Genomic DNA, 15,443 nt, shown 5'->3' with positions numbered 1-15,443 from the left:
TCGCTGCCTCGCGACGACGGTTCGAACAGAGTGGCTGTCGTTTTTGGCAATTGGATCGTCTTTTCGGAGAGAGCGATGAAGCGCTTCAACCTTTCGGCCTGGGCCGTCAGCCATCCGACGCTGGTTCTGTTCCTGATGCTTGTGCTCGGCGTCGCCGGCTTCTTCTCCTATCAGAAGCTCGGACGTGCCGAGGATCCGTTCTTCACGGTGAAGGTGGTCAACGTCTCCGTGCTCTGGCCAGGCGCGACCGCCCAGGAGATGCAGGCGCAGGTCGCCGATCCCATCGAAAAGAAGATCCAGGAGCTGCCTTACTTCGAGAAGGTGCAGACCTATTCCAAGCCCGGCTTCACTGCGCTCCAAGTGACCTTCCGCGATTCCACGCCGCCGAAGGACGTGCCGTATCTCTTCTATCTCCTGCGCAAGAAGCTGGTCGACGTGCAGGGCCAACTGCCCGCAGGGATTCTGGGGCCGGTCGTCAATGACGAGTTCTCCGACGTCGATTCGATCCTCTACATGATGACCGGCGACGGCGCCGATTACGCCCAGCTCAAGAAGGTCGCCGAAGGCTTCCGCCAGCGCCTGCTCAAGGTGCCGGGCGTGACCAAGGTTGACATGTATGGCAACCAGGACGAGCGCATCTTCGTCGAGTTCAGCCACGCCAAGCTCGCCACCCTCGGCATCACGCCGCAGGCGCTGTTCGATTCACTCGCCAAGCAGAATAATGTGACGCCGGCTGGCACGGTCGAGACCTCGTCGCAGCGCGTGCCACTGCGCGTCACCGGCGCGCTCGATGGCGCCAAGGCCGTGGCCGAGACCCCGGTCGAGAGCGACGGTCGCGTGTTCCGCCTGGGCGATATCGCCACCGTCACCCACGGCTATGTCGATCCGCCAAGCTTCATCGTGCGCCAGGAAGGCAAGTCTGCGATCGGCATCGGCGTCGTCACCGCCAAGGGCGCCAACATCCTCGAGCTCGGCAAGGAGGTCGAGAAGGCGACCGCTGAATTCATGAAGGCGGTGCCGCAGGGTGTCGACGTTCGGCTCATCGCCGACCAGCCCAAGGTGGTCGAGCACGCCGTCAGCGAATTCGTGCACTCCTTCATGGAGGCGCTGGTGATCGTGTTGTTCGTGTCGTTCCTCGCGCTCGGCTGGCGCACCGGCATCGTGGTCGCGCTCTCGGTGCCGCTGGTGCTCGGCATCGTCTTCATCGTCATGAACACGATGTCGCTCGACCTGCACCGTATCACGCTCGGCGCGCTGATCATTGCGCTCGGCCTGCTCGTCGACGACGCCATCATCGCGGTCGAGATGATGGTCGTGAAGATGGAGCAGGGCTGGGACCGCATGCGCGCGGCGTCCTTTGCCTGGGAATCAACTGCGTTTCCGATGCTCACGGGAACGCTGGTCACGGCCGCTGGCTTCCTCCCCATCGGCTTTGCCAATTCCGCGGTCGGTGAATATGCCGGCAGCATCTTCTGGATCGTGGCGATCGCGCTGGTCGCCTCCTGGTTCGTGGCGGTGATCTTTACGCCCTATATCGGCGTCATGCTGCTGCCCAACATCAAGGTGCACCACAATCACGATCCGCACGCGGTCTACGAGACCCGCATGTACCGCGGCCTGCGCGCCATCGTGCAGTGGTGCGTCAACCATCGCATCACGGTGGTGGTCGCGACCGTCGGCGTCTTCGTTGCTTCGATCGTCGGCTTTGGCCATGTCCAGCAGCAGTTCTTCCCGCTCTCCGAGCGGCCCGAGCTGTTCCTCCAGCTCCGCCTGCCCGAGGGCACTGCCTTCAATGTCACTGAGAAGGCGGTGAAGAAGGCCGAGACGCTGCTGAAGGACGACCAGGACATCGACACCTATACCGCCTATGTCGGCCAGGGCTCGCCGCGCTTCTGGCTCGGCCTCAATCCGCAGCTTCCGAACGAGGCCTTCGCCGAGATCGTCATCGTCGCCAAGGGCGTCGAGGCGCGTGAGCGCGTCAAGGCCAAGATCGAGGGTGCGGTTGCCGACGGCATGTTGACCGAGGCGCGCGTGCGCGTCGACCGCTTCAACTTCGGTCCGCCGGTCGGCTTCCCCGTCCAGTTCCGCGTGATCGGCCCCGACGCCAACAAGGTGCGCGAGATCGCCTATCAGGTCCGCGACGTCATGCGTGAGAACAAGAACGTCAAGGACGTCCAGCTCGACTGGAACGAGCAGTCGCCTTACCTCAAGCTCGTCGTCGACCAGGATCGCGCCCGCGCCATGGGCCTGACCCCGCAGGACGTGTCGCAGGCGCTGTCGCTGCTGATCTCGGGCACGCAGGTCACGACCGTGCGCGACGGCATCGAGAAGGTCGGCGTGGTGGCCCGTGCGGTCGGCTCCGAGCGCCTCGATCTCGGCGGCGTCGGCGATCTCACCATCACCTCGAAGAACGGCGTCGCCGTACCGCTCCAGCAGATCGCCAGAATCGAATATGCCCATGAGGAGCCGATCCTGTGGCGGCGCAACCGCGACATGGCGATCACCGTGCGCTCCGACGTCGTCGACGGCGTGCAGGCGCCCGACGTCACCGGCCAGATCGCGCCGAAGCTGAAGGCGATTCAGGATAATCTCGAGCCGGCCTATCGCATCGAGCCGGGCGGGGCGTTCGAGGAATCCGCCAAGGGCAATGCCTCGATCTTCATCCTCTTCCCGCTGATGGTCATGGTGATGCTGACGCTGTTGATGATCCAGCTTCAGAGCTTCTCGCGCCTGATCCTGGTGTTCTTGACCGCACCGCTCGGCATCGTCGGCGCCTCGCTCGGGCTCAACGTCGCCAACGCGCCGTTCGGCTTCGTGGCGCTGCTCGGCCTGATCGCGCTCGCCGGCATGATCATGCGCAACGCGGTCATCCTGGTCGATCAGATCGAGACCGACGTCTCCCACGGCTTGACCCGCCGTGAGGCGATCGTGGAGGCAACCGTCCGCCGCGCCCGTCCGGTGGTGCTGACGGCGCTCGCCGCCATCCTCGCCATGATCCCGCTGTCTCGCTCCGCCTTCTGGGGCCCGATGGCGATCACCATCATGGGCGGCTTGTTCGTCGCGACCTTCCTCACGCTGCTGTACCTGCCGGGCCTCTACGCCCTGTGGTTCCGCAAGAGCCTGGATGAGGCGGGGACCCCCGAGCAGCCTGCCGCGCCGCAGCATGGGAGCGATGACCAGGACGCAATTCCGCTTGCTGAAGCGGCTGAATAAATGAGAAGACTGCTGGCTAACGAGTCCTGATTGATGGCCCTGATTTCGGAACATATCGAAGGCGACACCCGGGAGCGTATCCTCGAGGTGGCCGAGCGGCTGTTCCGCCAGATCGGCTACCTGAAGACCACGGTCGGCGACATTGCCAAAGAGCTCCGGATGAGCCCCGCCAATGTCTATCGCTTCTTCGAATCGAAGAAGGCGATCCATCAGGCAGTGGCCCGTTCGCTGATGGGCGAGGTCGAGCTCGAGGCGCAGCGGATCGTGGCCAGGCCCGGTCCGGTGCTGGAGCGCTTCCGGGAGCTGCTCACCACCATCCATCGCATGAACACCGAGCGTTATGTCGGCGACAACAAGCTGCACGAGATGGTCGAGATCGCGATGCAGGAGGACTGGGAGGTCTGCGTCACCCATATGGAGCTGATCACCACGGTGATAGGCCAGATGATCGCGCAAGGTGCCGCCTCCGGCGAGTTCGAGGCGCCGGACCTGCAACTGGCCTCGATGTGCGCCTGCACCGCGATGATGCGCTTCTTCCACCCCCAGATGATCGCCCAGTGCGCCACCAAGCCGGGCCCCTCGATCGACCAGATGATCGATTTCGTCATTGCGGGCCTGTCGCCGCGTCACTGACGGGCGCTCAAGATTTCTCCTATAAGCAAAGCCGACGTAGCCCGGATGGAGCGAAGCGCAATCCGGGATAGTTGAGCATTGCGCTGGCGGACCCGGATTATGCTTCGCTCCATCCGGGCTACCAGGATCAGGGAAGACCTCGCGTGACCGACAAAGACCTTTATTTCTACGAACCCTCCAAGGGCCACGGCCTCAAGCACGATCCTTTCAACGCCATCATTGCACCGCGGCCGATCGGCTGGATCTCCTCGCGCGACACCAAGGGCCACGTCAATCTCGCGCCCTACAGCTTCTTCAACGCCTTCGCTTACGTGCCGCCGATCATCGGCTTCTCCTCCACCAACTGGAAGGACACGGTCGAGAACATCCAGCAGACCGGCGAGTTCGTCTGGAATCTCGCCACCATGGACCTGGCCAAGCACATGAACGCGACCGCCGCGCATGTCGCCCCTGAGGTCGACGAGTTCGAGGTTGCCGGCCTCACCGCCGTGCCCGGCAAGCTCGTCAACGTGCCGCGCGTGGCTGAGAGCCCCGTCGCCTTCGAGTGCAAGGTGTCCGACATCGTCCGCCTCAAGGGCGCCGACGGTAAGGAGGCTGATGCCTGGCTGACGCTGGGCGAGGTCGTCGCCGTCCACATCGACAAGGCCATGATCAAGGACGGCGTCTACCAGACCGCCGCCGCCCGCCCGATCGTCCGTGCCGGCCGTCGCGGCGACTATTTTGAGATCAAGCCGGAAAACATGTTCGAGATGGTTCGGCCGGATTAGGCCCAAGTCTGTCCACATCCTGTAGCCCGGATGGAGCGAAGCGAAATCCGGGATTCTCACCCCCGGATAGACTTTCCCGGATTGCGCTACGCTCCATCCGGGCTACCGCTCCTCGCTCTGTCCATCCCCTCCCGGAACCGCCACCACGCCCTGGCCGTTATGGTCCCTGGGCGGCCGCCCGGCCGCGTCAATTTCGCTTTTTTTGCTCGCGAAGTGTTCACTTCCGCCCGCGACTTTCCGCTAAAATGCCTGACAACCGCGCCGTTGCATGAGGTCCGCCATGAGCTTCCGCCGCGACACCATCACAAAGCCGATCTTCTCCTGGGCGCGCGGCGTGCTGCCGGCGATGTCCGACACCGAGCGCGAGGCGCTGGAGGCCGGTGACGTCTGGTGGGACGGCGATCTCTTCACCGGCAACCCTGACTGGGCGAAGCTGCTGAAGATTCCGCAGGCGGTGCTGACCGATGAGGAGCGGGCTTTCCTCAACGGTCCCGTCGACGAGCTCTGCGCCATGCTCGACGAGTGGAAGATCTTTTGGGAATGGCGCGATCTTCCTCAGGAGGTATGGACCTTCATCAAGCGCGAAAAATTCTTCGGCATGATCATTCCGAAGGAGTTTGGTGGCCTCGGCTTCTCGCCCTACGCGCATTCCGAAGTGGTGCGCAAGATCTCGACCCGCTCGATCGCGGCTGCCGTCACGGTGATGGTGCCGAACTCGCTCGGACCCGGCGAGCTGCTGATGCGCTTCGGCACCAAGGAGCAGCAGGAGCGCTGGCTGCCACGGCTGGCCGACGGCCGCGACATTCCGTGCTTTGGCCTCACCAGCCCGGAAGCCGGCTCGGATGCCGCCTCGATGATCGACACCGGCATCATCTGCAAGGGTATCTTCGAGGGCCAGGAGGTCGTCGGCCTCAGGCTCCACTGGCACAAGCGCTACATCACGCTTGGGCCCGTCGCAACGCTGCTTGGGCTGGCCTTCAAGGCCTATGATCCCGATCATCTCGTCGGCGACGTGGACGAGCTCGGCATCAGCGTGGCGCTGATCCCGACCAATCTTCCAGGCGTCAAGATCGGCCACCGCCATCTGCCCTCGATGCAGGTGTTTCAGAACGGTCCTAACTGGGGCCACGACGTCTTCATTCCGCTCGACTACGTCATCGGCGGTGAGGCACGGCTCGGGCAGGGCTGGAAGATGCTGATGACGGCGCTTGCCGCCGGCCGCGGCATTTCGCTGCCGTCACTCTCGGCCGCCGGTGCCGCCTATGCCGCGCGCACCACGGGCGCCTATGCCCGCATCCGCGAGCAGTTCGGCATCTCCATCTCCAAATTTGAAGGCGTCGAGGAGCCGCTCGCCCGCATCGTCGCGACCGCCTACCAGCTCGATGCGGCGCGGCGGCTAACCTGCGCGGCGCTGAATGCCGGCGTGCATCCCGCCGTCATCTCCGGCATCATGAAGCTGCACGCGACCGAGCGGATGCGGATCGCGATCGACGACGCCATGGACATCCATGGCGGCAAGGCCGTGATCGACGGTCCGCAAAACTATCTCGGCAATCTGCACCGCGCCGTGCCGGTCGGCATCACCGTGGAGGGCGCCAACATCCTGACCCGTAACCTCATCGTGTTCGGGCAGGGTGCTATCCGCGCGCATCCCTATCTGCTCGACGAGATGAACGCGCTTGCCGACACCGACCGCGAGCGCGGGCTGACCGCGTTCGACAAGGCATTCTGGAAGCATGTCGGCCACAGCTTCGAGACGCTATTGCGCGCCTTCGGCCGGAGCTGGACCTTTGGTGCCTTCGCGCCGGCGCCCGATGCGGGCGAAGCGATGCCATTCTATCGCCAGCTCTCGCGCTATTCGGCGGCCTTTGCGCTCTGCGCCGACATGGCGCTGCTCACCCTCGGCGGCGCGCTGAAGCGCAAGGAGATGCTGTCGGCGCGCTTCGGCGACATCCTCTCCGAGCTGTACCTGCTCTCTGCCGCGCTAAAACGCTGGCAGGACGAGGGCCGGCAGAAGGAGGATTTTGCCGCGCTGGAATGGTGCATGGCGAGCGGCTTCAGGACCATCGAGAACCGCCTCGCCGAAATCCTTGCCAACCTGCCGAACCGCTTCGTCGCTGTGATCCTCAAGCTCGTGGTTCAGCCCTTCGGTGCCCGCGTGCTTGGCCCGTCCGACCGCGTCGTGCATCAATGCGCAAGCCTGGTGCTGGAGCCGTCGGCCGCGCGTGACCGCATCACGCCGGATCTCGCGCATGTCGATGACGATTGCGGCTTTGCGCGCCTGGAGCGCGCATTCGCGCTGGTCGTAAACTCAGACGCGATCACCAAGCGCATGCGCGCCGCGCATATAACCGACTGGAAGGACGCGGTGGCCAAGGGTGTCATCACCCAAGCCGAAGGCGAGCAGCTCGCGGCCGCCCACGAAGCTGTCGCAAAAGTGATCGAGGTCGACGATTTTGCGCCGGAGGCGCTGTCGCCGATTTACAAGAAAACCGGAGATGTGCATCAGTTCTTCCAGGAACTCGGTGAACAGAGGGCGGCGAGCTGATGGCACGACCGGTTTTCATCGTCGACGGCAGCCGGACGCCGTTTCTCAAGGCGCGCTCGGGGCCGGGACCGTTCACGCCGGTCGACCTCGCCGTGCAATGCGGCCGGCCGCTGCTGGCCCGCCAGCCGTTTTCGCCCACGGCCTTCGACCAGGTCATCCTCGGCTGCGTCAATGTGATCGCCGACGAGATGAACCCGGCCCGCGTCGCCGCGCTCAGGCTCGGCATGGGCGAGGACATGATCGCCTTCACCGTGCAGATCAATTGCGGCTCCGGCATGCAATCGATCGACACCGCCTACCGCTACATCCGCGAGGGCCATGCCGACATGGTCCTCGCCGGCGGCACCGAGGCCTTGAGCCACGCGCCGCTGGTCTGGCCGAATTCCGGCGTGCGCTGGTTTGCCGGCCTCGCCACGGCGAAGGGCATCGCTGCGAAGCTGGGTGCGGCTTTCAAGCTGCGGCCGCGCTATCTCAAGCCGATCATTGGCCTTGAGCGCGGGCTGACCGATCCCATCACCGACTTGAACATGGGCCAGACCGCCGAGGTCGTCGGCCACCTCTTCGGTATCACGCGCGCACAGTCGGACGCTTACGCGGCCGAGAGCCATCGCCGGCTTGCGAACGCGCAGGCGCAGGGCTTCCTCAAGGGCGAGGTCGAGACTGCCTTCTCCCGCGACGGCAAATTCTTCGATCATGATGATGGCGTGCGGCCGGACTCTTCGTCTGAGACGCTGGCAAAGTTGAAGCCCGTGTTCGAGCGTCCCTGGGGCCAGGTCACCGCCGGCAATTCCTCGCAGATCACCGACGGCGCCTCCTGGGTGATCCTTGCCTCGGACGCGGCGGTCGCAAAGCACAAGCTGACGCCGAAGGCTGTGATCGTCGACAGCAACTGGGCGGCGCTCGATCCGAGCATCATGGGGCTCGGGCCCGTGATGTCGGCAACGCCGATGCTCAAGCGCAACAATCTCACCATCAAGGACGTCGAGACCTGGGAGCTGAACGAGGCCTTCGCCACGCAAGTGCTCGGCTGTCTCGCCGCCTGGAACGACGAGAAGTTCTGCCGCGAGATCCTTGGCCTTGACGGCGCAGCCGGCGAGATCGACCGTGAAAAACTCAACGTCGATGGTGGTGCGATCTCGCTCGGCCATCCCGTCGGCACCTCGGGCAACCGCATCGTGCTGCATCTGGTCAACGCCATGAAGCGGCTCGGCACGCGGCGCGGGGTTGCCACCGAATGCATCGGCGGCGGGCTTGGCGGCGCCATGCTGATCGAGGCGGTGTGACCATGGATTCGAAGATCATGACCGCGCTCGGTGACCGTGTGCTGGAGCTCGGACCCCCACCTGTGGCCGACAATCCGTACAAGAACTTCAAGCTGACGCGCGATGCCGACGGTGTTGCGTGGCTGCTGTTCGACCGCGCTGACGCCAGCGCCAACACGCTATCCGCCGAATTGATGGAAGAGTTCGACGCCGTGCTCGCCGCGATCGAGACCGAGCGCCCCGCCGGTCTCGTGATCCGCTCGGCAAAACCGTCCGGCTTCATTGCGGGCGCCGACGTCAACGAATTCCGCGGCGCCAGCGATCCCGCGATGGTGGAGACCCGCATCCATGCCGCGCATGCGGTGGTCGATCGTCTGGAAGCCTTGAGGTTGCCGACGGTCGCGGTCATCCACGGCTTCTGTCTCGGCGGCGGGCTCGAGGTTGCGCTCGCCTGCCAGTCGCGCATCGCCATCGACGGCGCGCGTTTCGGCTTCCCGGAGGTGATGTTGGGCCTGCATCCCGGCCTCGGCGGCACCGCACGTTTTACCGCGCTGGTCAATCCGACCCAGTCGATGGCGCTGATGCTGACCGGCCGCACCATCGATGCGCGCCGCGCCAAGTCGCTCGGCCTCGTCGACACCGTGACGCAGGAGCGCCATGTCCGCAATGCCGTGAAGGATGCGCTGTTTGGTCGGCTGAAGAAGGCGCGTCCGGGCCTCCTTGCGCGCGCGGCCAATTTCGGTCCGGTCCGCGGACTTCTCGCCAAGCGCATGCGCTCGGAAGCCGCGAAGGCCGCGCCGCGCGAACATTATCCCGCGCCTTACGCGCTGATCGATCTCTGGGAGACCCATGGCGGCAGCAAGGCCGCGATGCTGAGGGCGGAGCAAGCGTCGTTCGCCAAGCTGATGGTGACGCCGACCGCGCAGAATTTGATCCGCGTGTTCTTCCTGCGCGAGCAGATGAAGAAGGCGGCCGGCTCCGGCAACACGATCAAGCATGTCCACGTCATCGGCGCCGGCGCCATGGGCGGCGACATTGCGGCCTGGTGCGCGGGGCATGACATCCGCGTCTCGCTCGCCGACATGAAGGCCGAGCCGATCGCGGGCGCGGTGAAGCGCGCGGCCGAACTTTACGGCAAGATCATTCGAAAACCGACCGAGGTGCGTGACGCGCTCGATCGGCTCATTCCCGATATGGACGGCGAGGGCGTTCGCAACGCCGATCTCATCATCGAGGCGGTGCCGGAAAAGCTCGAGCTCAAGCAGAAGGTCTATGCCGGCCTCGAGCCGAAGATGAAGCCGGGTGCGATTCTTTCGACCAACACCTCCAGCATTCCGCTCCAGGATTTGCGCAACGGCCTGGCGCGGCCGGAGCGGCTGGTCGGCCTGCATTTCTTCAATCCGGTGTCGCGGCTGCAACTTGTCGAGGTCGTCAGCCATGACGGCAACGATGCGCAGGTCTTGAAGGAAGCGCTCGCCTTCGTCGGCGCGATCGACCGCCTGCCGCTCTCCGTGAAGAGCTCGCCTGGCTTTCTGGTCAACCGCGCGCTGACGCCGTACATGCTGGAAGCCATGGTGATGCTGGACGAGAAGACCGACCAGCGCCTGATCGACGCGGCCGCCGAACAGTTCGGCATGCCGATGGGGCCGATCGAGCTGGCCGACCAGGTCGGGCTCGACATCTGTCTTGACGTGGGCGACATGCTGCGCACCAAGTTCGGCGATCTGTTGCCGCCGACGCCGGCCTGGCTGCGCGAGAAAGTCGCCAAGGGCGAACTCGGCCGCAAGACCGGCAAGGGCTTTTACACCTGGAAGGACGGCAAGGCTGAGAAGTCGCCGTTGCCCGAGGCCGGCCCGCGTGTCACCGATCAGATGATCGATCGGCTGGTGCTGCCGATGTCCAACGTCTGCGTGGCGGCGTTGCGCGAGGGCATTGTCGACGATGCCGATATGGTCGACGGTGCCATGATTTTCGGCACCGGCTACGCGCCGTTCCGCGGCGGTCCGTTGAACTACGCACGCACGCGCGGCGTGGATGACGTGGTATCCACCTTGCATGCGCTGGCGGAGAGATTCGGCGGACGCTTCGCGCCCGATTCGGGCTGGGACAATTTCAAGTGAGAGGCATATGACCGAAAAGGCCGACACCGAGCCGAGTGGCGATCTCTGCATCCGCACGCTGGCGATGCCCGCCGACACCAATGCGAATGGCGATATCTTCGGCGGCTGGCTGCTCAGCCAGATGGACGTCGGCGGCGGTGTGTTCGCATCAAAGATCGCGAAGTCGCGCACGGTGACGGTCGCGATCGAGGCGATGAATTTCCGTAAAGCGGTCTATGTCGGCGATCTCGTCTCCGTCCATGCCAACCTCGTGCGTGTCGGTCGCACATCCATGACTGTGCATCTGGAAGCCTGGGCGCTGCGACGCAGGGAGGAGCATCCGTTCCTCGTCACCGACGGCAATTTCACTTACGTCTCGATCGACGATCACGGCCGCCCGCAGCCGATCAGCCGCACCGATACGCCGATTGCGACGTAACCGCGCGCGACATTGCGCCCTCACGAAGACATCCAGCATCGGCCAAACGCGGCGCGACTGAGCCAACGCGTCGCGGCTTTGCCAAGAACAAGTCATAAAATGGATGAGGTCCCGGCGTACTCAATGACGCGTCGATTCGGGGTGGAAACCGGCTGATTTGCCCAAGGAACCTTTGGGCAGAGATCTGGTTATTTGCCCGCACTGAGGAATCAACGGGCCATGCCGGACAGCTACATCATCGAAGTTAATTCGCAGACTGCGGGTATCGTCGTTCGCAGCCAGGGAGGCTACTGCTTCTTCGCCTCATCCCACCGCTTCAACCGCCTCGAAGGCCAGCTCTTCCGCAACGCACGCGAAGCCGAACGCGCCGCACGTAAGCTGGTTAACGGGGATGTGAAGGAAGCGGCGTAAGCCTTTTTCCTTCTCCTTGTGGGAGAAGGTGGCGCGAAGCGCCGGATGAGGGGTTCTATCGGCGCATTCGGAAGCGAGAGAGTTGCTCGCGGAAGCATACCCCTCACCCGTCTCGCCGCGACGCGGCGATCCACCCTCTCCCACAGGGGGAGAGGGAAAGAATCGCAATCACAACTTGGTCGCGGAGCGCGACAACAACTTCCACTCGTCGCCTTGCTTCAGCCAGTTCATCAGGATGTGAAGGCTGTTTGCCACTTTCTTCCCGTCGGCCATCATCTCGGCTGTCCAGTGGAAGCGCACGATCGCGGCGGGACCAATGATCTTGATGGTCGGATCCTTGTACGCGATCGACAGGAATTGCGTTTTGCCGTCGGTGGCGTTGGCGACGAAGGCAGCCTTGTCCTCGAGGAAGCCGCTGGAATGGCTGTAGCTCAAATCGTCCGCGCACAGCGCGCCGAGCGCCTTCGGATCGGCCGCGATCTGGGCGAGGCGAAATGCCTCGACGTTCTTTGCCACCGCCTCGTGGTCCGTCGTGGCAGCATGGTCGCGATTCAGTGTCATCATATCCTCCGTCCTTGATCTTGCGTCTGTTGCAGCCGCACTTGATTGTGTCGAGCGTCAGGTCGCAATCGTCGTCGCAATACGCTGCATTGCGCCAGGCCGCGCGATTTCTGACGCCAAAGCGTGGTCGGAATTTTTTGCAGTCCTTGTTGCTGCTGCACTTTCCTTCTCCCCTTGTGGGAGAAGGTGGCGCGAAGCGCCGGATGAGGGGTTCTGTCCGCGAATTCAGAATTAAATGGGGTTCTCGCGGAGAGATACCCCTCACCCGTCTCGCCGCTGCGCGACGAGCCACCCTCTCCCACAGGGAGAGGGCAAGAACGCATCACAATTTCGTCGCGGCCCTCGACAGCAGCTTCCAGTCGTCGCCCTGCTTCTGCCAGTTCATCAGGATGTGAAGATTGGTCGGCACTTTTTTCCCATCGGCCACCATTTCCTGTTCCGCCACCCAGTGGAAGCGCACGATCGCGGCGGGGCCGATGACCTTGATGGTCGGGTCCTGATACTCGATCGACAGGAATTTTGATTTGCCGTCGGTGGCGTTGGTGACGAAGGTCGCCTTGTCTTCGACCTTGCCGTTGGAATGGCTGTAGCTCAGATCGTCCCAGCACAGCGCACCGAGCGCCTTGGGATCGGAGGCGATCTGGGCGAGGCGGAAGGCCTCGACCTTTTTCGCCACGGCTTCTTCGTCCGCCGAGGTTGCCAGCGCAGGCGTTGTGAGCGCAAGCGCCGAGACGGCAAGAGTCGAGACGGCAAGAGTCGAGAGAGCAAGGTCGCGCCGGTTGATCGTCATGGTTTCCTCCTTTTTGATCTTGGATGGAGTGTTGCAGCCGCGCGCGGCTTTGTCGAGTGTCGCGTGATCATCATGCGCTTGCGTCATTGCGCGATCGAGACGCTATTGATACGTCTTTCGCATCGATGCGTTGTGCATTCGGGAAAGTACGGACATGATCGGGGCGATCGGCAAGGAGATGAGCAGGGCGTTGCTGTTCGACATTGACGGCACGCTCGCCAACACCGACCCGTTGCATCTGAAGGCGTTTAACCAGGTACTCGGTCCTCGCGGCCATGCCTTCGATCACGCGCGCTTCTCGAAGGAGCTGCAGGGCTTCTCCAATGCGTCGATCGGCGAGCGCTTTCTGCCCGATGAAGCGTTGGACCAGCGCGCCGCGATCCTCGGCGAGAAGGAAGAGGTTTTCCGGTCGCTGGTCGTTGGGCAGATCGAGCCGTTGCCGGGCTTGATGGCGCTGCTCGACCGGGCGGACGCCGCTGGCATTCCCATGGTCGCGGTGACAAACGCACCACGCCTGAACGCTGAGCTTCTGTTGTCCGGCCTCGGCATCTCGCATCGCTTCAAGGCGCTCGTGATCGGTGACGAACTGCCGCATGGCAAGCCGCATCCGCTGCCCTATCAGGAGGGGCTGCGCTTCGTCGGTGCGAGCGCGGCAGCCTCGATTGCGTTCGAGGATTCACGCTCCGGCGTGCAATCCGCCGCGGCGGCGGGCATTCCGACCATCGGGATCCGGACCAGCCTCAGCCATGCTGACCTTGTCGGCGCCGGCGCGGTCGCGACGGCAAGCGCCTTCGACGATCCGGAGCTGCTGGCGCGTCTCGCTACCGCCATGACTTGGTAAGAAATGGCGTGGTGAGCTCATCCGTTAACCGTGATCCGCGCACGCATTGACCGAAGGCGCGAACCGCCGCACCATGCATCGTTCTCATTTGAGGCCATTGCCGTGACCGGACTGACCCATCGCCAAGCCGAAATCCTCAACATCGCGCGCGCCTCGGGCCGCGTCATGGTCGAGGAGCTGGCGCGCCGGTTCGAAGTCTCGGCACAGACCATCCGCAAGGATCTCAACGATCTCTGCGAGCGCCGGTCGCTGACCCGCATCCACGGCGGCGCCATCATCGCCTCGGGCGTGGAAAATCTCGCTTATGAAGCGCGGCGCTTCGTTGCGGCCGATGAGAAGAAGGCGATTGGGGCTGCGGCCGCATCGCTGATTCCGAACGGTTGCTCGCTCTTCATCAACATCGGCACGACGACGGAGGAGGTCGCAAGCGCGCTGACCTCGCACGAGGACCTGCTCGTCATCACCAACAATCTCAACGTCGCCATGCTGCTCTACCGCCATCCCCGCATCGAGGTGGTGGTCGCCGGCGGCACGGTGCGGCGCGCCGACGGCGCCGTGGTCGGCTCGACCGCGACGCAGCTGATCGGCCAGTTCAAGGTCGACTATGCCATCATCGGTGCGTCCGCGATCGACGAGGAGGGCGCGCTGCTCGACTTCGACTATCGCGAGGTGCAGGTGGCGCAGGCCATCATCGCCAATGCCCGCACCGTCATGCTGGTCGCCGATTCCACCAAGCTTCGGCGCAGCGCGCCGGTCCGCATCGCCCATATCAGCCAGATCCAGACCTTCGTCACCGACCAGGAGCTGCCCGAGCGCCTCGCCACCATCTGCCACAGCAAGGGCATCGAGGTGGTCGAGGCGATGCCGAAGGGGGCGGAGATCGACGATGCCCAGGCCGATGCGCAGGATACGGCGCCCGAACCGTCGCCCGTGGTGCGGCTGAGATAGGGGCCTATGCGTCGTCCCACGGGTTGAGCAGCGTCACGCCGAACGCGGCAAAATCCTTCACATTGCGCGTGACGAGCGTGAGGTTGTTTGCGAGCGCGGTCGCGGCAAAGAAGCCATCCATGACGGACAGGGCAACGCCGCTGCGGCGGCTCTGCGCCATCAGATCGCCCCAGCGTTCGGCCACCGTGTGGTCGATCGGCAGGATGCGCTCGGCAAAGCGTGTCGGCAAATCATGAGCGAGCCAATCGGCCAGTGCGGCGCGTCGACGGCCGTCCTCCAGCAATGCGATGCCGCGGCGAAGCTCGGCGATCGAGGCAACGCTGATGAACGCACGATCCTCATCGATCGCATCAAGCCACGCCAGGACTTTCGGCGAGGGGGCCGGCCGGCGAACCTCCGACAGTACGTTGGTGTCGAGCAGCAGGTTCACGGCGTCTCGTCGCGTGGCGCGTCGTGCAGGCGTTCAAGCTCAAGGTCGGCGCCGCGCAGCGGCGAAGCCAACAGGAATTCCGCCAGCGTGCCTTTGCGCGCGGTCTTTCGCTCCCATTCCTCGGCGGAAACGACCACGGCATTGGGCTTGCCGTGACGGGTGATGATCTGGGGGCCCGATTGGGCACGCTCGATCACCTCAGACAATCGTGCCTTGGCGTTGGCAAGCGTCCAGGTGTCGTCAGTCGCAAGCGGATCGGTTGCTGTGCTGCGTTCGGTCATGGCAATACGAACCAGTTTGACTATTATGACTATAATTTGTTGGAGCATGACTATTCAAGAGTAATATTGCTGCTCATAGCGCCGTCTGAACTGCCCGCTTCGGCGGCGGATTGCCTGCTAAAAAGTTCCGCTTTCGCTTCCCTTCGCCTCTCTTTCATCTTGCTTTCGTTTTTTGGTGTGATCTAATCAAAAACGAAAGTAACCGCTCGATTGAACGGGC

Annotated in this window: 14 protein-coding genes; 10 read left to right on the top strand and 4 right to left on the bottom strand. The window is 63.8% G+C overall.

All coding sequences use genetic code 11. The annotated features are described in order from the left end of the window. The first annotated feature begins 75 nt into the window (after positions 1–75). The 8 genes from UB31_RS09225 to UB31_RS09190 all read left to right on the top strand — a co-directional run bounded on the left by UB31_RS09225 (position 76) and on the right by UB31_RS09190 (position 11,372). A complete protein-coding gene (locus UB31_RS09225; protein WP_045007901.1) occupies positions 76–3,213 on the top strand; it encodes an efflux RND transporter permease subunit in 3,138 nt (1,045 codons plus the stop codon). 33 nt (positions 3,214–3,246) lie between these two features. Beyond that, positions 3,247–3,846, top strand: a complete 600-nt coding sequence (locus UB31_RS09220) for a TetR/AcrR family transcriptional regulator (protein ID WP_045007902.1) — start codon at positions 3,247–3,249, stop codon at positions 3,844–3,846. Positions 3,847–3,989: 143 nt separating this feature from the next. Next, on the top strand, positions 3,990–4,613 hold the full coding sequence (locus UB31_RS09215; protein ID WP_045010650.1) for a flavin reductase family protein: 624 nt from the start codon (positions 3,990–3,992) through the stop codon (positions 4,611–4,613). Positions 4,614–4,893: 280 nt separating this feature from the next. Continuing rightward, positions 4,894–7,161, top strand: coding sequence for an acyl-CoA dehydrogenase (locus UB31_RS09210; RefSeq protein ID WP_045010624.1), 2,268 nt, complete (start codon positions 4,894–4,896; stop codon positions 7,159–7,161). Continuing rightward, positions 7,161–8,444, top strand: coding sequence for an acetyl-CoA C-acetyltransferase (locus UB31_RS09205; RefSeq protein WP_045010623.1), 1,284 nt, complete (start codon positions 7,161–7,163; stop codon positions 8,442–8,444). Before UB31_RS09210 ends, UB31_RS09205 begins: the two co-directional genes overlap by 1 nt. A 2-nt stretch (positions 8,445–8,446) precedes the next feature. Further along, positions 8,447–10,543 (top strand): 3-hydroxyacyl-CoA dehydrogenase NAD-binding domain-containing protein, encoded by a 2,097-nt coding sequence (locus UB31_RS09200; protein WP_045010622.1) that lies wholly within the window; start codon positions 8,447–8,449, stop codon positions 10,541–10,543. Positions 10,544–10,550: 7 nt separating this feature from the next. Then, positions 10,551–10,961: an acyl-CoA thioesterase gene (locus UB31_RS09195; protein WP_045007906.1), complete on the top strand. Its 411-nt coding sequence runs from the start codon at positions 10,551–10,553 to the stop codon at positions 10,959–10,961. A 219-nt stretch (positions 10,962–11,180) separates the two neighbouring features. Beyond that, the gene (locus UB31_RS09190) at positions 11,181–11,372 is read left to right on the top strand and encodes a hypothetical protein (RefSeq protein WP_024341426.1); all 192 of its coding nucleotides are present in this window, start codon (positions 11,181–11,183) and stop codon (positions 11,370–11,372) included. A 168-nt stretch (positions 11,373–11,540) separates the two neighbouring features. Here the strand turns inward: UB31_RS09190 and UB31_RS09185 are convergent, their stop codons facing one another. Together UB31_RS09185 and UB31_RS09180 are read right to left on the bottom strand one after the other, a co-directional pair. Further along, positions 11,541–11,936: a nuclear transport factor 2 family protein gene (locus tag UB31_RS09185; RefSeq protein ID WP_045010621.1), complete on the bottom strand. Its 396-nt coding sequence runs from the start codon at positions 11,934–11,936 to the stop codon at positions 11,541–11,543. 319 nt (positions 11,937–12,255) lie between these two features. Continuing rightward, positions 12,256–12,723: a nuclear transport factor 2 family protein gene (locus tag UB31_RS09180; protein ID WP_045010649.1), complete on the bottom strand. Its 468-nt coding sequence runs from the start codon at positions 12,721–12,723 to the stop codon at positions 12,256–12,258. 154 nt (positions 12,724–12,877) lie between these two features. Between UB31_RS09180 and UB31_RS09175 the strand changes: the two genes are divergently transcribed. Continuing rightward, the gene (locus UB31_RS09175; RefSeq protein ID WP_045007908.1) at positions 12,878–13,564 is read left to right on the top strand and encodes an HAD family hydrolase; all 687 of its coding nucleotides are present in this window, start codon (positions 12,878–12,880) and stop codon (positions 13,562–13,564) included. Positions 13,565–13,666: 102 nt separating this feature from the next. Then, positions 13,667–14,512 carry a DeoR/GlpR family DNA-binding transcription regulator gene (locus tag UB31_RS09170; RefSeq protein WP_045007943.1) on the top strand — a complete coding sequence of 282 codons (846 nt, stop codon included), beginning with the start codon at positions 13,667–13,669 and terminating at the stop codon, positions 14,510–14,512. A gap of 4 nt (positions 14,513–14,516) precedes the next feature. Here UB31_RS09170 and UB31_RS09165 read toward each other — a convergent pair whose 3' ends face one another. After that, positions 14,517–14,942 (bottom strand): type II toxin-antitoxin system VapC family toxin, encoded by a 426-nt coding sequence (locus UB31_RS09165; protein WP_045007909.1) that lies wholly within the window; start codon positions 14,940–14,942, stop codon positions 14,517–14,519. Next, positions 14,939–15,223, bottom strand: coding sequence for a type II toxin-antitoxin system Phd/YefM family antitoxin (locus tag UB31_RS09160; RefSeq protein ID WP_045007910.1), 285 nt, complete (start codon positions 15,221–15,223; stop codon positions 14,939–14,941). The genes UB31_RS09165 and UB31_RS09160 overlap by 4 nt, the downstream gene beginning before the upstream one ends. Positions 15,224–15,443: the final 220 nt, after the last annotated feature.

Source organism: Bradyrhizobium sp. LTSP849 (assembly GCF_000938255.1).
Lineage (GTDB): Bacteria > Pseudomonadota > Alphaproteobacteria > Rhizobiales > Xanthobacteraceae > Bradyrhizobium.
This window is presented reverse-complemented; position numbering and strand designations above follow the sequence as displayed.